General features: G+C 70.0%; 17 protein-coding genes. 7 read left to right on the forward strand and 10 right to left on the reverse strand.

Features of this window, described 5'->3' with window-relative positions:
• The first annotated feature begins 159 nt into the window (after window positions 1-159).
• Window positions 160-1362 (forward strand): glycine C-acetyltransferase, encoded by a 1203-nt coding sequence (kbl, locus tag FD678_RS11940; RefSeq protein ID WP_140723492.1) that lies wholly within the window; start codon window positions 160-162, stop codon window positions 1360-1362.
• A 293-nt stretch (window positions 1363-1655) separates the two neighbouring features.
• On the opposite strand, the gene FD678_RS20245 is transcribed toward kbl, so the two are convergent.
• The 5 genes from FD678_RS20245 to FD678_RS11965 all read right to left on the reverse strand — a co-directional run bounded on the left by FD678_RS20245 (window position 1656) and on the right by FD678_RS11965 (window position 7185).
• Complete coding sequence (locus FD678_RS20245; RefSeq protein WP_177497692.1) at window positions 1656-1934, reverse strand: hypothetical protein; 279 nt, start codon at window positions 1932-1934, stop codon at window positions 1656-1658.
• 109 nt (window positions 1935-2043) lie between these two features.
• Window positions 2044-2754, reverse strand: coding sequence for a pseudouridine synthase (locus FD678_RS11950; RefSeq protein ID WP_218569669.1), 711 nt, complete (start codon window positions 2752-2754; stop codon window positions 2044-2046).
• A 107-nt stretch (window positions 2755-2861) separates the two neighbouring features.
• Complete coding sequence (locus FD678_RS11955) at window positions 2862-3356, reverse strand: hypothetical protein (RefSeq protein ID WP_140723498.1); 495 nt, start codon at window positions 3354-3356, stop codon at window positions 2862-2864.
• A 309-nt stretch (window positions 3357-3665) separates the two neighbouring features.
• The gene (locus tag FD678_RS11960; protein WP_140723500.1) at window positions 3666-4772 is read right to left on the reverse strand and encodes an OmpA family protein; all 1107 of its coding nucleotides are present in this window, start codon (window positions 4770-4772) and stop codon (window positions 3666-3668) included.
• A gap of 268 nt (window positions 4773-5040) precedes the next feature.
• A complete protein-coding gene (locus tag FD678_RS11965) occupies window positions 5041-7185 on the reverse strand; it encodes an LTA synthase family protein (RefSeq protein ID WP_140723502.1) in 2145 nt (714 codons plus the stop codon).
• A gap of 100 nt (window positions 7186-7285) precedes the next feature.
• Here FD678_RS11965 and FD678_RS11970 point away from each other — a divergent pair, with 100 nt between their 5' ends.
• From FD678_RS11970 to FD678_RS11980, 3 genes are all read left to right on the forward strand, one after another.
• Window positions 7286-9331 carry an NADPH-dependent 2,4-dienoyl-CoA reductase gene (locus FD678_RS11970; RefSeq protein ID WP_140723504.1) on the forward strand — a complete coding sequence of 682 codons (2046 nt, stop codon included), beginning with the start codon at window positions 7286-7288 and terminating at the stop codon, window positions 9329-9331.
• Between the two features lie 333 nt (window positions 9332-9664).
• Complete coding sequence (locus FD678_RS11975) at window positions 9665-10123, forward strand: cell wall hydrolase (protein ID WP_140723506.1); 459 nt, start codon at window positions 9665-9667, stop codon at window positions 10121-10123.
• A gap of 86 nt (window positions 10124-10209) precedes the next feature.
• Window positions 10210-10821: a glutathione S-transferase N-terminal domain-containing protein gene (locus FD678_RS11980; RefSeq protein ID WP_140723509.1), complete on the forward strand. Its 612-nt coding sequence runs from the start codon at window positions 10210-10212 to the stop codon at window positions 10819-10821.
• Window positions 10822-11158: 337 nt separating this feature from the next.
• Here the strand turns inward: FD678_RS11980 and prpE are convergent, their stop codons facing one another.
• The 4 genes from prpE to FD678_RS12000 all read right to left on the reverse strand — a co-directional run bounded on the left by prpE (window position 11159) and on the right by FD678_RS12000 (window position 15575).
• Window positions 11159-13042 (reverse strand): propionate--CoA ligase, encoded by a 1884-nt coding sequence (gene prpE / locus FD678_RS11985; protein WP_140723512.1) that lies wholly within the window; start codon window positions 13040-13042, stop codon window positions 11159-11161.
• 114 nt (window positions 13043-13156) lie between these two features.
• Window positions 13157-13606 carry a DUF2501 domain-containing protein gene (locus tag FD678_RS11990; RefSeq protein ID WP_140723515.1) on the reverse strand — a complete coding sequence of 150 codons (450 nt, stop codon included), beginning with the start codon at window positions 13604-13606 and terminating at the stop codon, window positions 13157-13159.
• A gap of 383 nt (window positions 13607-13989) precedes the next feature.
• Window positions 13990-14976, reverse strand: coding sequence for a malate dehydrogenase (locus FD678_RS11995; RefSeq protein ID WP_140723518.1), 987 nt, complete (start codon window positions 14974-14976; stop codon window positions 13990-13992).
• A gap of 104 nt (window positions 14977-15080) precedes the next feature.
• A complete protein-coding gene (locus tag FD678_RS12000; RefSeq protein ID WP_140723521.1) occupies window positions 15081-15575 on the reverse strand; it encodes a peptidylprolyl isomerase in 495 nt (164 codons plus the stop codon).
• 197 nt (window positions 15576-15772) lie between these two features.
• Between FD678_RS12000 and typA the strand changes: the two genes are divergently transcribed.
• The 3 genes from typA (at window position 15773) to FD678_RS12015 (ending at window position 19837) form a co-directional block, all read left to right on the forward strand.
• On the forward strand, window positions 15773-17602 hold the full coding sequence (typA, locus tag FD678_RS12005; protein ID WP_140723524.1) for a translational GTPase TypA: 1830 nt from the start codon (window positions 15773-15775) through the stop codon (window positions 17600-17602).
• A gap of 14 nt (window positions 17603-17616) precedes the next feature.
• Complete coding sequence (locus tag FD678_RS12010; RefSeq protein WP_140723527.1) at window positions 17617-18105, forward strand: DUF2127 domain-containing protein; 489 nt, start codon at window positions 17617-17619, stop codon at window positions 18103-18105.
• Between the two features lie 112 nt (window positions 18106-18217).
• Window positions 18218-19837, forward strand: coding sequence for an amidase (locus tag FD678_RS12015; protein ID WP_218569670.1), 1620 nt, complete (start codon window positions 18218-18220; stop codon window positions 19835-19837).
• A 6-nt stretch (window positions 19838-19843) separates the two neighbouring features.
• Here FD678_RS12015 and FD678_RS12020 read toward each other — a convergent pair whose 3' ends face one another.
• Complete coding sequence (locus tag FD678_RS12020) at window positions 19844-20968, reverse strand: mechanosensitive ion channel family protein (protein WP_140723530.1); 1125 nt, start codon at window positions 20966-20968, stop codon at window positions 19844-19846.
• Between the last annotated feature and the right edge of the window lie 45 nt (window positions 20969-21013).

The raw sequence follows: 21013 nt of genomic DNA on the forward strand, positions 1-21013 counted from the left end.
GTCGGACGAAACCCCCTTCGTCCGGGACGCCGATGCTGCAGGTGCACATCCGCGCCCGGAAATGACCAATCCGCAGTCGCTTATAGCCATTGCGCATGACGCCCCGGCCGCCGCGCCGGGCGGCGGGTAAAATCCGGCATTTCCCCGAACGACACCGCCATGACCGACGCCTCCCCGACCCGCCGCTACGCCGAGGAACTCGACGCCCTCCGCGAGCAGGGGTTGTTCAAGTCCGAGCGCATCATCACCAGCCCCCAGTCGGCCGAGATCACGCTGGCCGACGGCCGCACCGTGCTGAACTTCTGCGCCAACAACTACCTCGGCCTGGCCGACCACCCGGACATCATCCGGGCCGCCAAGGACGCGCTCGATACCCACGGCTTCGGCATGGCCTCGGTGCGCTTCATCTGCGGCACCCAGGACCTGCACAAGCAGTTGGAGAAGACCATCGCCGACTTCTTCGGCACCGAGGACACCATCCTCTACGCCGCCTGCTTCGACGCCAACGGCGGCCTGTTCGAGCCGCTGCTGGGCGAGGACGACGCGATCATCTCCGACGCGCTCAACCACGCCTCGATCATCGACGGCGTGCGCCTGTGCAAGGCCAAGCGCTTCCGCTACGCCAACTGCGACATGGCCGACCTGGAGGCGCAGTTGCAGGCGGCCGACGCGGCCGGCTGCAAGACCAAGCTGATCACCACCGACGGCGTGTTCTCGATGGACGGCTTCATCGCGCCGCTCGACGAGATCACCGCGCTGGCGAAGAAGTACGGCGCGCTGGTGCACATCGACGAATGCCACGCCACCGGCTTCCTCGGCGCCACCGGCCGCGGCTCGGCCGAGGTCAAGGGCGTGCTGGACAGGATCGACATCTTCACCGGCACGCTCGGCAAGGCGATGGGCGGCGCACTCGGCGGCTTCACCACCGCGAAGAAGGAAGTGATCGAACTGCTGCGCCAGCGCTCGCGCCCGTACCTGTTCTCCAACTCGCTGCCGCCGCACGTGGTCGCCGCGGGCATCAAGGCCTTCGAGATGCTGTCGGCGGCCGGCGAACTGCGCGAGAAGCTGGTGCGGAACACCGCCTACTTCCGCGAACGCATGACCGCGGCCGGCTTCGACGTGAAGCCCGGCGTGCACCCGATCAGCCCGGTGATGCTGTACGACGCGCCGCTCGCGCAACGCTTCGCCGAGCGCCTGCTGCAAGAAGGCATCTACGCGATCGGCTTCTTCTTCCCGGTCGTGCCCAAGGGCCAGGCCCGCATCCGCACCCAGATCAGCGCCGCCCACACGCGCGAACACCTGGACCGCGCGATCGACGCCTTCACCCGGATCGGCCGCGAACTGGGCGTGATCGCCGGTTGACGTCGTCCGAAGGGGACGGGAATCGCCGCTGGGCGTCCCGTCCCGTCGCAAGGCCAAGCTGTTGCCGTGGCGGCGTTTGCTTTTGCTCCCCGTGGGAGCGGCTCTGGGTGGCCTAGGGCCATCAGCCGCGAAGACGCCTTCCCGATGCCTCCATCCCCGCAAGGAATCCCTGTGGGCGGGACTTCGGTCCCGGCGGGGCTTTCCCCTGAATCCCTACACATGGGATGCGGCAGCAGGGAGCACTGTGCAGGCGCTGCCGCCGGGACCGAAGTCCCTCCCACAAGCACGGCACGCTACTTGCCGCCCGCCCGGCCCGTCGTATCCGGAGCCCCCTTCGCAATGCGGATGCCATTGGCCTTCATCCAGGCATCGAACTCGTCGGCCGTCATCTGCCGCCCGCCCTGGCTCATGTCGAAGCGATAGGCGCCGCGCGCATCGCGCACCGCCAACGGCTTGACCACCACCACCTCGGGCCGCGCCGCTGCCGCCGTCCGCGTCGGCGCACACCCCGTCACCGCCACCAGCGATGCCACCGCCATCGCCACGCAAAGCGCGCCACCGATTCGCTGCATGTCAGGCCTCCCAAGCGACCGCCGGAGTCTAGGAGATTTCCGCGCCGCATGCCTTTCGCCGGGCGGGAAGCACCGCGTCCCGGCCGCACGAGCGCGCGCCCGGCGCGGCTCAGTCGCGCGCCGGCGCCGGTGCGAGCGCCTCGACTTCCCAACGCTCCAGCGGCCGCCACGCGCCCTTCGCGAGCGTACCCAGCCGCAGTCCGCCGATCGCCACCCGCACCAGCCGCAGCACCGCGATGCCCTGCGCTTCCATCAGGCGCCGGATCTGGCGATTGCGCCCCTCCTCCAGCGTGATTTCCAGCCACGCATTGCGCGTCCCCTCGCGCAGCACAGCGACCCGGCTGGCGCGCAGGCGCTCGCCCGCCCCGACCTCGATGCCCTCGTGCATGCGCCGCAACTGTTGCGCGTCCGGGATGCAATCCACCTGCACGTGGTAGGTCTTGTCGGGGCCGCGTTCGGGATCGGTGATCGACGCCGCCCACTCCGGATCGTTGCAGAACAGCAGCAATCCCTCGCTGGCCTTGTCCAGGCGCCCGACCGGCGCCAGCCACGGCAGGCCGGCACCGTCGAAGCAACGGTAGACGGTGTCCCGGCTCCGCTCGTCGCGCACGCTGGTCACCAGGCCACGCGGCTTGTTGAGCATGACGTAGCGGCGCGCGGCTTCGCCGACCGGCTGCCCGTCCACCTCGATGCGCGGCGGAGCGCCTTGCGGGATCGGGAACTCGGGATCGCGGACCACCTGGCCGGCGACCGCCACGCGGCCGTCGCCGATCCAGCGCGCCGCCTCGCTGCGCGAGCATATCCCCAACTTCGAAAGCACCCGCGCCAGGCCATGGCGCGGGGATGCGGGGCCGGCCGCCCCCTTCTTGTTCCGTCCTGGCCGGGCGGGTGCCGGCGACGTCCGCCGGTGCATGCCCGGGCCGGGAGTTACTTGTTCTCGACCGGCGCGGCGTTCGCCGCCGGTTCCGCCGCCGGCGCCGCGGGGCGCGCCTTGACCACGCGCACGCCGCGCGCCTTCATCCACGCATCGAACTCCTCGGCGGTCATGCGCTTGCCGTTCTGGCTCATGTCGAAACGCCACGGCGTGTTGTCGAACGCCGTCTGCGGCTTGTACGCCGCCGGGTCGTTCGGGTTGGCCGGACCGGTGGCCGGCATCGCCTTGGCCACGTCCTGGCACCCTTCCACGCGCAGGCGCAGCAGCACGCGCTCGACCGACTGGTCGTTGTCGAACGGCTGGGCAAGCACCCCGCTCGGGCCACCGAGCTGCACGCTGCGGGTGTAGAACTCGGCGGCGGCCGGCGCGATCACGGTCGCGGGCAGCGGCAGCGGCGGAGCGACGGCGCCGCTCGCGCAGTCCGTGGCGGCGTGGGCGGCGGGAACGAGAGCGAGACCGAGCAATCCGGCCGTTGCGAGACGCAGCATCGGGAAACATCCGTTGGGTGGTCGACGCGGCGAGTGTAGGCAGGCCCCATGCGCCTTTCAACCACGACTTGCACTCCCGTCTCCAACGCACTGCGATGAATGGGGATTTGCCTCGCTCGCCTGCCTGCTCGCCATCCCGCCACGGCACTCGCGGATCGCCATCGGCATCGCGCTTTACGTGCGCACGGAAAGCGAGGCATCGCGCGGCATGCCCCATCCACGGCGGCCGACATGCACGACGCCGCCGGGGACGCGCAAAAACAAAGCCCGGCACGAGGCCGGGCTTTGCTTGGATCACCGAAGGTCCGATCAGTTCTGGACGTTCAGCTCGGTACGACGGTTCTTCGCACGGCCTTCCGGATTGTCCGAACCATCCGGGTTGGTGTTCGGAGCGATCGGGCGGCTCTCGCCGTAGCCGATCGGGCCGACCAGACGCGAGGCGTCCACGCCGTTCTGGGTCAGGTAGTCGTACACGGCCTTGGCGCGACGCTCCGACAGCTTCTGGTTGTACGCGTCGGTACCCTTCGAGTCGGTGTGACCGGCGACTTCGACGCGCAGATCCGGGTAACGCTTCAGGATCTCGGTGGCCTCGCTCAGGATCGCCACGGCGTCCGGACGCAGGGTCGACTTGTCGAAGTCGAAGTTCACGCCCTTCAGGTCGATCGACACCGGCACCGGGCAGCCGTCCGGACCGATCGTCTGGCCCGGCTGCGAGTTCGGGCACTTGTCGTCGCAGTTGTTGACGCCGTCGCCGTCGTCGTCCAGGTCCGCGCAGCTCGGAGCGACCGGAGCCGGGGCCGGAGCCGGGGCGACCGGGGCCGGGCCCAGCGGGATCACGACGCCGACCGAGGCCAGCACGTCGCCGAACCAATCCTGGTCATTGCCCGGGCGGACGCCGTTGACGGTGCGGATGCTCTGGTCGTCGAAATCGGCACGGTAGGCCACTTCGGCACGCACGGCGACGCGCTTGTCGAAGGTGGTCTGCAGGCCGACGCCGACCTTGGCGGCGAACTCGCCGTCCTTGCGGTCCTTCAGCGCGGCGCCACTCAGGTACTCTTCCTCGGTCTTCTGGTAGCCCAGACCGAACAGCAGGTACGGGTTCCAGCCACGGCCTTCCTGGATGAAGTGGCGACGCAGGTCGAACGAGATGCCGTACTGGCTCCAGTTCTGGTCCTGGTTCTTGTCGAAGTTCGGGTTCTGGTAGTTCAGCTCACCATCGAGCGACCAGTTCGGGCTGACGAACTTGCCCAGGCCCAGGGTGACGAACGGGGCATCGTTGGTGAGACGGTCGCTGTCCTGGAAGTTGAAGCCGGCCGAACCGGTCAGGTACCAGCGATCATCGAACTCCTGCGCGGAGGCTGCCTGGGCTACGGCCAGACCACCCAGCAACGCGGCAGTGAGGATTTTCTTGTTCATGAATACAGCTCCTTGTTTCGGGTAATAAAACCGATAGAGGCAGGGTTCAGTTCAGATGTCTCGTCACATCCAGACGGCCGTTCCGCTCGCCATCGCGGCGCAGATTAAGCTCGCTTTAGTGAAGACTGCGTTAACGGTCACATAACATGTGAAGACGCTCCCAAGGCGTCTGGGCCTCGGAAGTACAACGTATACAGCTTCATCAAGGATAGCCTAGACCGGTTCCTCAAATAGCCAAATCCGGGATAAACGGATGTTTGAAGCGGGCTCAGGATACGCTCATTCGACCGTTGCGGGCAGCCAGGACGGCACGGCGCAGGTGCCAGTCGCGGAGCGCGGTCCAGGCCGCGGCACGGCGCGCCCTGTCGCGCTCCTCCGCCGCGGGCGGCCGCCCGGCCCTGGCCAGTTCTCCCCCGTCCCGCCAGGGATAGGCCAGCGGCGCGGCCAACGGGAACATCACGGCCTGCCGGGTGTACAGCCGGTCGAACTGGGCCAGGGCCTGGCCGCCGTCCGGCGCCGGCGCGAGCAGGTCACGGCCGGTCGCGAAGTAACGCTGCCCCGGCACCGCCAGCGTCGCCAGCGTCGGCACCAGGTCGGCGTGGCCGCAGTAGGCCGTCGGGTCCGGCGCCCTCCCCGCGGCGAACGCGGGCGGGACCCGCAGGTAGGCGAACACCCGGTCGACGTCCGGCTGCTGCATCGGCAGGGCGTAGCGGTAGTGCGTGCGCAGGTTGTGGTCGCCGGCCGCGGCGACCACGGTGCGCTCGACCAGGGGCGAGCCGCGCAGGTGCTGCAGGAAGGCGCCGAACTGGTCGGCCTGGTACTGGTAGGTCGCCAGCGTCCTGCGCAGTTCGTCGGCATCGTCCGTGCGGCGCGGGCCGAGCGCGGACGGGTCCAAAGGCAGCCCGGCGTGCGGCGTGTCGAGGCGGTAGGGCGGGTGGTTGGTGGTGGTGAGCAGGAACAGGAACAATCGTTCGCCGCGCCGGTCGGCCCGCTCGAGCAGGTCGGTGGCGTAGTCGAACAGATAGGCGTCGTAGACGCCCCACTCGGTGGCCCCGGCCTGCGGGAAGCGCTGGCGGATGTCGCTCGCGTCGTAGACCTGGTCGAAGCCCTGGTGCGAGAACGCCTTGCCGATGTCGCGCCAGTCCGCGCCGCCGCCATACAGCAGCACGGTGCGGTAGCCCGCGCGCTTGAACGGCAGCGCGGCCGAGGTGTCGAAGCCGATCGTGGCGTTGCGCCCGCGCGTCAGCGGGGTGATCGGCGAGCCGAGCAGCAGGTTCTCCAGCTCCGGATGGGTGCCGTTCTGCCCGGCGATGAAGTTCCGCAGCAGGTAGCCGTGCGGCAGCTCGCCGCGCAGCCGCCCGAGCATGTCGTTGCCGGGGCGGTCGGTCTTCAGCAGGTCGGCGCCGAACGACTCCAGCAACGCCAGCACGACGTGCGGCGAGGAGGCCAGCGCCCTGGGCTGGCCGGCCGCGACCGGGAACAACGCGGCCTCGATCGTCTCGGGCCGGCCATCCGGCAGGCCGGCGGCGCGGGCCGCCTCGTCGAGGCTGGCGAATCCCAGCGCATGCACGCCCTGCAGCGGGTCCTTGCCGATCTCCACCTCCTTGGCGCGCACGCGCAGCGCGCGATACAGCGTCAGCGGCGCGTTGAGCACGAGGCTGTTGACGAACGGGTCCGAGGACACGGTGACGTCGCGCCGCACCAGCGGAAACGTGCCGACGCTGCCGCGCGCGGCGGCCAGCAGCGCCACGCATTGCAGCACGATCAGCGCACGCTGCCCCCAGCGCCAGCCCAGCGACGGCCAGACGCGCTCCAGCCGGCCCGCCAAGCGCGGCAATGCCCAGGCCGCCGCCGCGGCCACCGCCGCGACGACGAGCGCGGCGCGCACCACCGGGCAGTCCTGCCACACCGTCTCCAGCACCGCACCGGTGTCGTCCTCGAACAGGCCGAACACGATCGGATCGAACCTGGTCTTGTAGAACGCGAAATAGAAGTGCTCGCAGACCGCGGCCAGCACGAACGCGGCCAGCAGCGCGATCGCCAGCCGGCGCGCGACGCGGACCGACCGCGCCCGGTGCTTGCCGAGCCATAGCGGCGCCACCAGCAGCGCGATCAGCCAGGCCGACATCGCGCCGACCACCAGGTCGTAGCGCATCCCCTGCCAGAGGGCGGGCCACAGTTGCGAGACGTGGCGACCCGCGCCGGCATAGGCCTCCCACAGGCCGAGGCGCGCCAGGCCACCCACGCAGACCATGCATGCGACGAACGCCCACAACAGCGGAAACAGGCGCGACGCCTGCACGTGACGAACAACCTGCGAACCCATCGAGGCCTTCCATTGCCGGAACGGATACGGAGCCGGCGCGCCGCCGAACCCGTCCGGCGAGAGCGGCGATTGTAACAAGAGCGACATATTCGCCGGCCCGGCGCCATGCCGCGCCATGGAGGCCGCGGGGTTGCCGCCGCGGCGGAATCGGCGACAATGCGGCACTCCGTACGCCAGCGTATCCACCATGTCGCCCGCCTCCCCGCCGCCCTCCGCCGACACCGCGTATCCGCACCTGTTCTCGCCCCTGGACCTGGGGTTCACCACGCTGCGCAACCGCGTGCTGATGGGCTCGATGCATACCGGCCTGGAGGATCGCGCGAAGGACTTCCCGCGCCTGGCGGCCTACTTCGCCGAACGCGCGGCGGGCGGCGTCGGCCTGATCGTCACCGGCGGCTTCGCGCCGAACCTGGCCGGCTGGCTCAAGCCCTTCGGCGGCAAGCTGTCCTGGCCGTGGGAAGCCCGGCCGCACCGGCAACTGACCGGCGCGGCGCATGCGCACGGCGCCAAGATCTGCCTGCAGCTGCTGCACTCGGGCCGCTACGGCTACCACCCGCTGCAGGTCGCGCCGTCGAAGCTGAAGGCGCCGATCAATCCGTTCACGCCGCGCGCGCTGTCGGCCGGCGGCGTGGAGCGCCAGATCGATGCCTATGCGCGCGCCGCCCGCTACGCCCGCGAGGCCGGCTACGACGGCGTGGAGGTGATGGGTTCGGAAGGCTACCTGATCAACGAGTTCACCGCCCCGCGCACCAACCGGCGCAACGACGCCTGGGGCGGCACGCCGGAGAAGCGCATGCGCTTCGCGGTCGAGATCGTACGCCGCATCCGCGAGGCCTGCGGGCCGGACTTCATCATCGTCTACCGGCTGTCGCTGGTCGACCTGGTCGAGGACGGCAGCAACTGGGAGGAGATCGTCCTGCAGGCGCAGGCGATCGAGGCCGCCGGCGCGACGATCATCAACTCCGGCATCGGCTGGCACGAGGCGCGCATCCCGACCATCGCCACCTCGGTGCCGCGCGCGGCCTTCGCCGGCGTGACCGCCAAGCTCAAGCCGCACGTGAAGCTGCCGGTGGTGGCGACCAACCGCATCAACATGCCCGAGGTGGCCGAGCGCATCCTCGCCGGCGGCGGCGCCGACATGGTCTCGCTGGCGCGGCCCTTGCTCGCCGACCCGCAGTGGGCGAACAAGGCCCGCGCCGGCAGGTCGCACGCGATCAACACCTGCATCGCCTGCAACCAGGCCTGCCTGGACCACGTGTTCGAGAACAAGCTGGCCAGCTGCCTGGTCAACCCGCGCGCGGCGCACGAGACCGAACTGGTCTACGCGCCCGTCGCCGCCCCCAAGTCGATCGCCGTCGTCGGCGCGGGGCCGGCCGGGCTGGCCTGCGCGACGGTCGCGGCCGAACGCGGGCACCGGGTGACGCTGTTCGAGGCCGCCGACGAGATCGGCGGCCAGTTCAACGTCGCCAAGCGCATCCCCGGCAAGGAGGAGTTCCACGAGACGCTGCGCTACTTCCGCCATCGCCTGGAGGAGACCGGCGTGGACGTGCGCCTGGGCAAGCAGGCGGCCGCCGCCGACCTCGCCGGCTTCGACGAGGTGGTCGTCGCCACCGGCATCAGCCCGCGCCAGGTCGATTTCCCCGGCGCCGACCATCCCAAGGTGGCGACCTACCTCGACGTCCTGCTCGGCCGGGTCCGCGCCGCCGACAAGGTCGCGATCATCGGCGCCGGCGGCATCGGCTTCGATGTCGGCGAGTTCCTGGTCCACGAAGGCGCCTCGCCCTCGCTCGACGTCGCCCGCTGGCAGGCCGAATGGGGCGTGGACCCGGCCTTCGAGGCGCGCGGCGCCCTCGCCCGCCCGCGGCCGGAACCGCCCGCGCGCCAGGTCTGGCTGCTGCAACGCAGCCCCGGCCGCCCCGGCGCGCGGCTGGGCAAGACCACCGGCTGGATCCATCGCGCCACGCTCAAGGCCAAGGGTGTGAAGATGCTCGGAGGCGTGGAATACCTCGGCGTCGACGACGAGGGCCTGCACATCCGCGTCGACGGCAGCGAGCAGACGCTGGACGTGGGCACCGTGGTGATCTGCGCCGGCCAGGAGCCGCGCCGGGACCTGCACGCGGCGCTGCTGGCGCTCGGCAGGACCGCGCACCTGATCGGCGGTGCCGACGTGGCCGCCGAGCTGGACGCCAAGCGCGCCATCGACCAGGGCAGCCGGCTCGCCGCCGCGCTGTAGCGCCCGGCACGACGCCGCGTACCGCTGATCCGGCCGGCCGGCCGGGCAGCCGGAAGCTGTCGCGCGCCTACCGGAGGCCCCGATCCCGTCCTCCAGCCAAGCTGAATGTCAAGCGGACGCATTCAGGCGGGGTTTCGAGACCCGTGTCTACCTTGCGCCCACTTTCCGGCCCGCCACCCAGTTCGGCAGGCCCATCCGGCCCCGCTTCCACTTGGCCGGATACGCGGGCGGCCCGCTGGCCGCCTCCCCATAACGCCAAGCCGTGTCGCAAGCCACCGCCCCGCTCCGCCGGGGAGGACAGCAAGCCTCGGCCCATACGGAGCAAGGAGTTCCATGAAACTGGCCTGGATTCTTTGGCTGTCGCAGTTGTTGCCGCAGCCGGCCGCCGATTCGCTGTGCCTGAGCACCACCGTCTACCTAGAGGCGCGCGACCAGACCCTGCGCGGCCAGCAAGCCGTCGCCGAGGTCGCCCTGCGCCGCCTGGACAGCGGCCTGTGGGGCAACTCGATGTGCCAGGTCGTCACCGCGCGCAAGCAATTCGCTCCCACCCTGGTACCCCCGGGTACCCAGCTGAAGAACAAGGAAGCGTGGACCACCGCGGTCAACGTCGCCTTCGCCGCCGAGCGCAACTGGGCGTTGCCGGCCGGGCAGCGCAAGGAGATCGTACCGGGCGCCAGCCACTTCGCCGCCAGCGCGATCGCCAGCCCGAGCTGGCGCAATGCCTACCAGGTGGCCACGATCGGCGACCACACGTTCTATCGCGTGCAGAAACTCAAGCCCCGCGCATCGTGACGATCCGTCGCGGCCGTGCCGTTGAGCCACGGCAGGCCGCTCTGGGATAGTGGGCGTTTGCCTCATCCCGATCCGACGGAGTTTCCATGAAGCTGTACAGCAAGCCCGGGGCCTGCTCCACCGCCGACCACATCGCCCTGCAGTGGACCGGCCAGCCGTTCGACGTCGAACTGCTCACCAAGGAATCCCTCAAGAGCCCCGCCTTCCTGGCGATCAATCCGGCCGGGGCGGTACCCGCGCTGGTCGACGGCGACTTCGTGCTGACCCAGAACGCGGCGATCATGGGCTACATCGCCGACCGCCATCCCCAGGCCGGCCTGGCCGGCGACGGCAGCGCGCGCCAGCGCGCCGAGGCGGCCCGCTGGCTCTCCTTCGTCAATTCCGACCTGCATCCGGCCTTCCTGCCGCTGTTCGCCCCGGCCAAGTTCATCGACGACCCGGCGCAGTACGAGGCGCTGAAGATCACGGCGCACCGGCGCCTGCGCGGGCTGTTCGAGCGCGCCGACGCGCAGCTGGCCGGCCGCGAGTGGCTGGCGGGGTTCCGCAGTTTCGCCGATCCCTACTTCTATATGACGCTGCGCTGGGCCGCCGGCCTGAAGCTGGACCTCTCCGGCCTGGACAACCTCGCCGCGTTCAAGCGGCGCATGGAAGCCGACCCGGGCGTGCAGGCGGCGCTGGCCGCGGAAGGACTGGACTGATCCCGCGCGGGGGCGAGGGCCAACGGCCAGGCGCCAAACAGCCCGTACCCCGCCGCAACCGTAGTCCCCGCGAACGCGGGGACCCAGCGCCCTGAAGCCTTCCGGCGAAACCGGGCTTTCTGCTCGTCATTCCCGCGAAAGCGGGAATCCAAGGACGTGCGCCCTCATGGGACACTGCCGACGGTAGGCAAGTCCACGGATTCCCGCTTGCGCGGGAATGCCGGGGCAAAGGCGCCGGGTCCCCGCCTTCGCGGCACGACGGTGAGGGATTGCGAAGCGGTGGCGGAGCCATGCCCCGCTCCCGCCGAAGCCGCCGAGCCGCCGGCAAGACACCCCGTTACGTCGCCCTCTGCGCCAGCGCGCGGCGCACTTCCTCCAAGGCGCCGGGATCGTCCAGCGTGGACAGGTCGCCGGGATCGCGATCCTCGGCCAGGGCCTGCAACGAACGCCGCAGCAGCTTGCCCGAGCGGGTCTTCGGCAATGCGTTGACGATATAGACATGCGCCGGCCGCGCCACCGCGCCCAGCTGGCGCACCACGCACTGCTGCAGCTCCGCGGCGGTGCCGGCCGGGTCCTGCGGCGCCTGCTTCATCGTGGCGAACACCACCGGCACCTGCCCCTTCAGTTCGTCCTTCACGCCGATCACCGCCGCCTCGGCGACGCCGGGATGCCCGGAGATCGCCTCCTCGATCTCGCGCGTGCCCAGGCGGTGGCCGGCGACGTTGATCACGTCGTCGGTGCGTCCCAGGATGAAGGTGTAGCCCTCTTCGTCGCGGATCGCCCAGTCCAGCGAGCTGTACAGCAGTTCCTTGAAGTGGCCGAAGTAGCTGTCGAGGAAGCGCCGGTCGTCGTTCCATACCGTGCTCAGGCATCCCGGCGGCAGCGGCGGCACCACGACCAGCACGCCCTTCTGGCCCGGCGCGACCTCCGCGCCGGTCTGCTCGTCGATCACCTTCATGCGATAGCCGAGATTCGGGAATCCGGGCGAACCGAACTTCACCGGCTTCATCTCAACGCCGGGCAACAGGGTCAGCGCCGGCCAGCCGGTCTCGGTCTGCCAGTAGTTGTCGATCACCGGCTTGCCGAGCGCGGCATTGATCCAGGTGGCGGTGGGCTCGTCCAGCGGCTCCCCCGCCAGGAACAGGTACTTCAGCCGCGACAGGTCATGGCGCCGGATGAAATCCACGTCGGACTTCTTCAGCACGCGGATCGCGGTCGGCGAGGAGAACATCGTGCGCACGCCGTAGCGCTCGCACAGCGCCCACCAGATGCCCGGGTCGGGCTGGGTCGGCAAGCCTTCGTACAGCAGCGAGGTGCAACCGCCGATCAGCGGACCGTAGACGTTGTAGGAATGGCCGACCGCCCAGCCGACATCCGAGGTGGAGAACATCGCCTGGCCCGGCGCGCAATCGAACACCGTGCGCATCGACAGCGCCATCGCCACCGCGTAGCCGCCGACGTCGCGCTGCACGCCCTTGGGCTTGCCGGTGGTGCCCGAGGTATACAGCAGGTAGCTCGGCTCGTTGGATTCCAGCCATTCCACCGGCACCTGCGCATCGCCGGCCTCGGCGCGCAGCGCGGCGTAGTCGACGTCGCGGCCGGCCACCCTGGGTTCGGCGGCATCCAGCCCGCGCGAGACGACCAGCACCTTCGGCGGCGGATGGGCCGCCTCCGCGCAGGCCGCATCCACCAGCGGCTTGTACGGGATCACCTTGCCGCCCCGGCTGCCCGCGTCGGCGGCGATCAGCAACTTGGGCCTGGCGTCGTCGATGCGCAGCGCCAGGTTGTGCGCGGCGAAGCCGCCGAACACCACCGAATGGATCGCGCCGATCCGCGCGCAGGCCAGCATCGCGAACACCGCCTCGGCCATGTTCGGCATGTAGATCACGACCCGGTCGCCGCGGCCGACCTCCAGCTTCTTCAGCACCGCGGCAAAGGCGTTCACCTCGCGGTGCAGGTCGCGGTAGCTGAACTCGCGGGTCGTGCCGGTCTCGGTGGAGACCACCACCAGCGCGAGCTGGTCGCCGCGCTCGTCGAGGTGGCGGTCCACCGCGTTGTAGCAGAGATTGGTCTGCCCACCGACGAACCACTTGCGGAACGGCGGGTTGGAATAGTCGAGGATCTGCCGTGGCCGCACCTGCCAGTGGATGGCCTGCGCCGCCTCCGCCCAGAACTCCTCCGGCCGCTCGATCGAACGGCGATAGGCCTCTTCGTAGCTCATCCGGTCCCTCCCAGAACCTTGGGGCTGCCTCCAGCATAGGCCGGCACCCACGCGCGATCCCTGCGACCTTGGTCGAACGGCGGACCGGCCCCGGGCCGGCCGCCGGCGCGGGCCTCAGATCATCGACTTGGCGTTGTCGAGCACATAGTCGCAGGCCTTGCGCTTGACCTTGTCGGACACCGACTTCAGGTCCAGCGATTTGCCGTAGCTCCCGGACAGCAGGCCTTGCTCGCCCCGCTGGTAGCCCTCGTCCTGTCCCTGCTGGCCCGACACCTTGCTCAGCAGCTTGTCCTTGATCCCGGACGCCGCGTTCGCGCTCAGGTAGTTGTTCTTGATGCAGTACTGCAACGCACCGGCGGCGTTGCCGCCCACGCTCGAATCCATGCCCGGCAACGCCGCGCCGCCGAGCATGCCGGCCAGCCCGCCCTGCCCGGCCGTGCTTTCCGGCGCGCCGGCCTGCTGGCCGCCGCCCAGCTTGTCCTTCAGTCCCTTCAGGTCGACCGCGCCCACCGACGCGCTCGCGCACAGCATGCCCAGCGACAACACCACGACCGACGTCTTCATGACCCTGCTCCCGATTCCCGGCCACCCCGGGTGCGTGGCAGCCTAGCGGCCCCGACCTTCAATCCGGATCAAGACGCATCTCCGGCGCCCGACTGGCCTCAAGGCTCGGCCAACAAGCCCCTCTCCCATTGGCAGAGGGGCTGGGGTGAGGGTACGGAAAGCCCCATGCAGCCCAACAGCGCAGAGTTTCGCCCGCACCCTCATCCGCCCCCATGGGGCACCTCGCTTCGCGCCCCGGCCTGGCGCAGCGCGCCAGGCGTTCAGGCATGCGCGAACCCGTGGTTCGCAAGCAACATGCCTTCACCCCGAGGGGAGAAGGCCAGATCCGAAAAGCAGGACGCCGGCACGAGGCCGGCGTCCTGGATCACGCGGTGGGCAGTGGATCAGCCCAGCAGGTGGGCGACGCCGCCGCGCTCTTCTTCCAGCTCGGCCAGGGTCTTGTCGATGTACTTCTGGCTGAAGTCGTCGATCGGCAGGTCCTTGATGATGGTGTACTTGCCGTTCTCGGTGGTCACCGGGAAGCCGAAGATCACGCCTTCCGGGATGCCGTAGGAGCCGTCGGACGGCACGCCCATCGTCACCCACTTGCCGTTGCTGCCCAACACCCAATCGCGCACGTGGTCGATGGCGGCGTTGGCGGCCGAGGCGGCCGAGGACAGGCCGCGCGCCTCGATGATGGCGGCGCCGCGCTTGCCCACGGTCGGGATGAAGGTGTTGGCGTTCCACGCCTGGTCGTTGATCGCCTCGGCGATGGAAGCGCCGTCGGCGGTGGCGAAGCGATAGTCCGGGTACATGGTCGGGCTGTGGTTGCCCCACACCACCAGCTTCTCGATGCCGCCGACCGGCTTGCCGAGCTTGGCCGACAGCTGGCTCAGCGCGCGGTTGTGGTCAAGGCGCAGCATGGCGGTGAAGTTCTCCGGCTTCAGGTCCGGCGCGGACTTCATCGCGATGTAGGCGTTGGTGTTGGCCGGGTTGCCGACCACCAGCACCTTCACGTCGCGCTTGGCGACCTTGTTCAGCGCCGCGCCCTGGGCGGTGAAGATCTTGGCGTTCTCCAGCAGCAGGTCCTTGCGCTCCATGCCCGGGCCGCGCGGACGCGCGCCGACCAGCAGGGCGATGTCGACGTCCTTGAACGCGACCTCGGCGTCGTCGGTGCCGATCATGCCGGCCAGCAGCGGGAACGCGCAGTCCTCCAGCTCCATCATCACGCCCTTCAGCGCGGCCTGGGCCTTCTCGTTCGGCAGCTCCAGCAGCTGCAGGACGACCGGCTGGTCCTTGCCCAGCATTTCGCCGGAGGCGATGCGGAACAGCAGGGCGTAGCCGATCTGGCCGGCAGCGCCGGTCACGGCGACACGAACGGGTGCTTTCATCTGGACTTTCCTCTTCTAAGAAGCGTCGGTGGGGAGGGCGCGGCGGAATCGGCGGGCGCCCGGAAACGGCGACGGCCGCGCTGCGGCGACCGTCGGGATGGGAATCAGGCGGCGAGGATCTTGTTCCACTCGGCGACGCGGTCGGCCTTGGCGGCCAGCACGGCATCGGCGTCGCCCTCGATCGTCACCTTGTTGATGGTGTCGCCCTGGACCACGCTGTCGACGGTCTCCATGCCCTCGAGCACCTTGCCGAACACGGTGTGCTTGCCGTCCAGCCAGTCGGTCTTGATGTGGGTGATGAAGAACTGGCTGCCGTTGGTGTTCGGGCCGGCGTTGGCCATCGACAGCACGCCGCGCTCGTGGCGCACGCCGTTGTTGGTCTCGTCCTCGAAACGGTAGCCTGGGCCGCCGCGGCCGGACCCCTCCGGGCAGCCGCCCTGGATCATGAAGTCGGCGATCACGCGGTGGAAGTTCAGGCCGTCGTAGAAGCCGCGCTTGGCCAGGTTCACGAAGTTGGCCACCGTCAGCGGCGCCTTGTCGGCGAACAGCTCGATCTTGATCGGGCCGCGGGAGGTGTCGAAGTTGGCGATCAGGGACATGGAATCCTCGGGGGTCGGGACGAATGCGTCAGCCCGATAGGATACACCCGCCGCCCGACCGGCCGCCCCGGGCGGCCCGCCTGAACGGGCCCGGCCGTCCGGGTTCCCCGGTCCGCCATGGGGATATCGCCAAACGGTTATAATTGTCGGCTTACCTTTTCCCATCCTGCCTTGGCGTCGACCGAGCCCCCTTTCGCATGTCCATCGAAAACCTTCGCAACATCGCCATCGTCGCCCACGTCGACCACGGCAAGACCACCCTCGTCGACCAGCTGCTGAAGCAGTCCGGCACCCTCTCCGAGCGCACCGTGCTGGCCGAGCGCGTGATGGACAGCAACGACCAGGAAAAGGAACGCGGCATCACCATCCTGGCCAAGAACACCGCCATCACCTGGCGGGGCAACCGCATCAACATCGTCGACACCCCCGGGCACGCCGACTTCGGCGGCGAGGTCGAGCGCGTGCTGTCGATGGTGGACACCGTGCTGATCCTGGTCGACGCGATGGACGGCCCGATGCCGCAGACCCGCTTCGTGACCCAGAAGGCGTTCGCGATGGGCTTCAAGCCGATCGTGGTCATCAACAAGATCGACCGCCCCGGCGCGCGCCCCGAGTGGGTCGTGGAGCAGGTGTGGGACCTGTTCGACCGCCTCGGCGCCACGCCGGAGCAGATGGACTTCCCGATCGTCTACGCCTCGGCGCTGAACGGCTACGCCTCGCTGGACGAGAACGCCCGCGACGGCGACATGACCCCGCTGTACGAGGCGATCATGCAGCACGCGCCGAAGCCGGACGTCGATCCGGAAGGCCCGTTCCAGATGCGCATCAGCCAGCTCGACTACAACAGCTTCGTCGGCGTGATCGGCATCGGCCGCATCCAGCGCGGCACCCTGAAGAAGAACATGCCGGTGGTGGTGATCGACCGCGAGGGCAAGAAGCGCCAGGGCAAGGTGCTGCAGGTGCTGGGCTTCCTGGGCCTCGAGCGCATCGAGCAGGACAGCGCCGAGGCCGGCGACATCGTCGCCATCTCCGGCATCCCGGAGCTGACCATCTCCGACACCGTCTGCGCGCTCGACTTCCCCGAGGCGCTGCCGCCGCTGACCGTGGACGAGCCGACCATCTCGATGACCTTCCAGGTCAACAACTCGCCGTTCGCCGGCAACAAGGACCTGTCCGGCGGCAAGTTCCTGACCAGCCGCCAGCTCAAGGACCGCCTGGAGCGCGAGACCGTGCACAACGTCGCCCTGCGCGTGGAGCAGCTGGAGGACGCCGACAAGTTTCTGGTGTCCGGCCGCGGCGAGCTGCACCTGTCGGTGCTGATCGAGAACATGCGCCGCGAGGGCTACGAGCTGGCCGTGTCGCGCCCGGAAGTGATCATCAAGGAGATCGACGGCCAGCCGATGGAGCCGATCGAGCAGCTCGTCGTCGACGTGGAGGAGATCCACCAGGGCGGCGTGATGGAGAAGCTCGGCATCCGCAAGGGCCAGCTCAAGAACATGGAGCCGGACGGCAAGGGCCGCGTGCGCCTGGAATACCTGATCCCGGCGCGCGGCCTGATCGGCTTCCAGAACGAGTTCAAGACCCTGACCCAGGGCTCGGGCCTGCTGTTCCACGTGTTCGACCACTACGGGCCGAAGGAACAGGGCGCGATCGCCAAGCGCCCGAACGGCGTGATGATCGCCAACGCGCCGGGCGTCACTCCCGCCTACGCGCTGGGGCCGCTGGAGGAGCGCGGCCGCCTGTTCGCGGCCGAGGGCGACAACGTGTACGAGGGCCAGCTGGTCGGCATCCACTCCAAGGACAACGACCTCACCGTCAACGCGATCAAGACCAAGCCGCTGACCAACATGCGCGCCGCCGGCAAGGACGATGCGATCAAGCTGACCCCGGCGATCAAGTTCTCGCTGGAGCAGGCGCTGGACTTCATCGAGGACGACGAGCTGGTCGAGGTCACCCCGAAGGAGATCCGCCTGCGCAAGAAGTTCCTGACCGAGAACGAGCGCAAGCGCGCCAGCCGCGCCGGCTGAGGCATCATCGGCTCGTGGACCCCGCCGACAAGCCCTACGACCCGGATCCGCACGCGCATCCGGGACTTCACCTGATCGCCCTGCTGGAGGCGGCCAAGGGGCTGTTGGCCGTGCTCGGCGCGACCGGCCTGGAAATCCTGGGCCCGTTGCCGCTGCAGCACGGCGTGAGCGAGCTGATCCGGCGCTTCAACCTCGACCCCGAGCACGGCGCGCTGCCGTCGCTGCTGCGGATGATCAGCCCCGACGCGGTGCACCTGGCCGCGGCGGGCATGCTGGCCTACGGCGTGCTGCACCTGGTCGAAGCCTGGGGACTGTGGCGCGCCAAGGCCTGGGCCTCGCTGCTGGGCTGCGCCTCGGCGGCGATCTACCTGCCCTTCGACATCTACGCGATCGTGCGCCATCCCGGCTGGGCCTCGTGGGGCGTGCTCGCGGTGAACCTGCTGGTGGTCGCCGTCCTCGCACGCGACCTGGTGCGGCGGCGCTCCCGCGGCGGCGCGCGCTGACGGCGACCGGCACCGGCCATCCCCGGCCGCGCGCATCGTCGCCGCCCGGACCGCGTTGCCAACCGGCGCGGACCGCCGTTAGCCTTCCGAGGTCACACCGGGAATCCCGCCCATGCGCCTGCTTGCGATGCCCGCATTCGCGGCTGCCCTGCTGCTTGCCGGTTGCCGGGACGCCAACCCGCCCAGCACCGAGACGAACGCGATGACGCCGCACGCCGCGAACGCGGACGCCTTCCTCTACGCCGAGGCCGACATCGCCGACCTGCAGGCGCGCATGGCCCGCGGCGAGCTCGACAGCGCCACGCTGGTCCGCGCCTACCTGGACCGCATCGCCCGCATCGACCGGGCCGGCCCCAGGCTCAACGCGGTCGTCGAACTGAATCCCCGGGCCGCCGACGAGGCCGCGCGCCTGGACGCCGAGCGCCGCGCCGGCACGATCCGCGGCCCGCTACACGGCATCCCGCTGCTGCTCAAGGACAACATCGACGCCACGCCGATGGCCAACAGCGCCGGCTCGCTCGCGCTGACCGGCTTCCATCCGCGCCAGGACGCCTTCCTGGTCCAGCGCCTGCGCCAGGCCGGCGCGGTGATCCTGGGCAAGACCAACCTCAGCGAATGGGCGAACTTCCGCTCCACCCGGTCCAGTTCCGGCTGGAGCGCCCGCGGCGGGCAGACCCGCAATCCCTACGCGCTCGACCACACCCCATGCGGCTCCAGCTCCGGCACCGGCGCGGCGGTATCGGCGAACCTCGCCGTGGCCGGCATTGGCACCGAGACCGACGGCAGCATCGTCTGCCCGGCCGCGGTGAACGGCCTGGTCGGGCTCAAGCCGACCGTCGGGCTGGTCAGCCGCAGCGGCATCATCCCGATCTCCTTCAGCCAGGACACCGCCGGCCCGATGACGCGCAGCGTCGCCGATGCCGCGGTGCTGCTGTCGGCGATGGCCGGCCGCGACCCGGACGATCCCGCCACCGCGGCGCGCCCGGGGCAGGCGGTCTACGACTACGCCTCGCGCCTGAACCCGCAGGGCCTGCGGGGCGCGCGGATCGGCGTGCTGCACAATGCCTTGGACGAGCGTCCCGACGTCGCCGCGGCGATGCGCGACGCCGTGCAGGTGCTGCGCGAGGCGGGCGCCACCGTCGTCCAGACGCGCCTGCCCACCGAGGGCCAGTGGGAAGAGGCCGAGATGCAAGTGCTGCTGACCGAGTTCAAGGCCGGCCTGGAGCGCTATCTCGCCACGCACCAAGCACCGGTCCGGACGCTGGCCGAACTGATCGCGTTCAATCGCCGCCATGCCGGGCAGGAAATGCCGCATTTCGGCCAGGAACTGTTCGAGCAGGCGCAGGCGACGGCCGGCCCCGGCGACAGCGCCTACATCGCCGCCCGCACCCTCGCCCGCCGGCTGGCCGGGCCGGAAGGCATCGACGCGGCGCTCGAGGCCGACCGGCTGGATGCGCTGGTCGTGCCGACCACCGGCCCGGCCTGGCCGATCGACCCCGTGCGGGGCGACGACTTCCCGGGCGCCGGCTACGGCGCGGCCGCGGTGGCCGGCTATCCCAGCCTCAGCGTGCCGATGGGCAGCAGCAACGGCCTTCCGCTCGGCCTGCTGTTCGTCGGCACCGCCTGGAGCGAACCGCGCCTGATCGAGCTGGCGTACGCCTACGAACAGCTCACCCGCGCACGCACCCCGCCGCGCTTCCTGTCCACGCGCCCGCCGCCGGCTTCGCGCTGACCGGCATCAGCCGGACGCGATCGCCGGCTCGCCGTCCTCCGCGCCCGGCGAACGCACGCTGCCCGCGGTCGATCGCAGGACTGGCCGCGGCGGTTCCGCCTCCCGCGAGATTTCCGCGCGCAGGCGCGGCAGCGCATACGGATGTTCGCGCATCAGGAAGTCGATCATCCGCTCGCGCACGATGCAGCGCAGGTCGAACGCATCGCCGGAATTGCGCGCGCTCACCAGCAGGCGCACCTGGATCGTCCGTTCGCTGGTCTCGGTCACCTGGGTGACGCAGACCCGCCCGTCCCACAGCGGTTCGTTCCGGCAGATGCGTTCCAGCTCGCTGCGCACCGCCGCGACCGGCGTGCGGTAGTCCAGCCACAGGAACGCGGTACCGAGCAGGTCGGCGCTGCGCCGGGTCCAGTTCTGGAACGGGTTCTCGATGAACCAGGACAACGGCACCACCATGCGCCGCTCGTCCCAGATCCGCACCACCACGTAGGCGCTGCCGATCTCCTCGATGCGCCCCCACTCGCCCTCGACGATCACCACGTCGTCCAGCCGGATCGGTTGGGTCAGCGCGATCTGCAGGCCGGCGATGAGGTTGCCGAACACCGGCTTGGCGGCGATGCCGGCGACCAGGCCGACGATGCCCGCCGACGCCAGCAAGGTGCGGCCGATCTGCTTCACCGGATCGAAACTCAGCAGCACCGCCGACAGGCCCAGCAGGATGATCGCCCCCATCAGGACCCGCGCGATCACCCGGGTCTGGGTCTGGATCCGGCGCGCCTGGAGGTTGTCGGCCACCTCCATCGGATGGCTGCGCAGGATCGCCTGTTCGCCGGCGGCGACGGCGCGCACCAGCAACCAGGTCAGGCAGCCGATCACGCCGATGGACAGCAGATGGCGCACGGTGTCGTAGGCATCGCCGCGCAACGGCGTGGCGGCCAGCGCCATGTTGAGGAACAGCAGCGGGATCGCGAACGCCATCGGCAGGCTCAGCACGCGCACGATGCGCGCGCGCCGGTAGTCGCGGCCCTGCATGCGCTTGAACAGCCACAACAGCAGCGACCAGGCCAGGAAACCCGCCACCGCCGCGGTGCCCAGCGGCAGCAGGTAGGGCCTGGCCTCGTTCCAGTCGATCATCGGCCTTTCCTCCCGGGGATGAAGGATCAGGCAGGCCAGCATGCA

Origin of the sequence: Pseudomonas sp. Hp2 (assembly GCF_006386585.1) — a bacterium.
Classification (GTDB): Bacteria; Pseudomonadota; Gammaproteobacteria; order Xanthomonadales; family Xanthomonadaceae; genus Pseudomonas_S; species Pseudomonas_S boreopolis.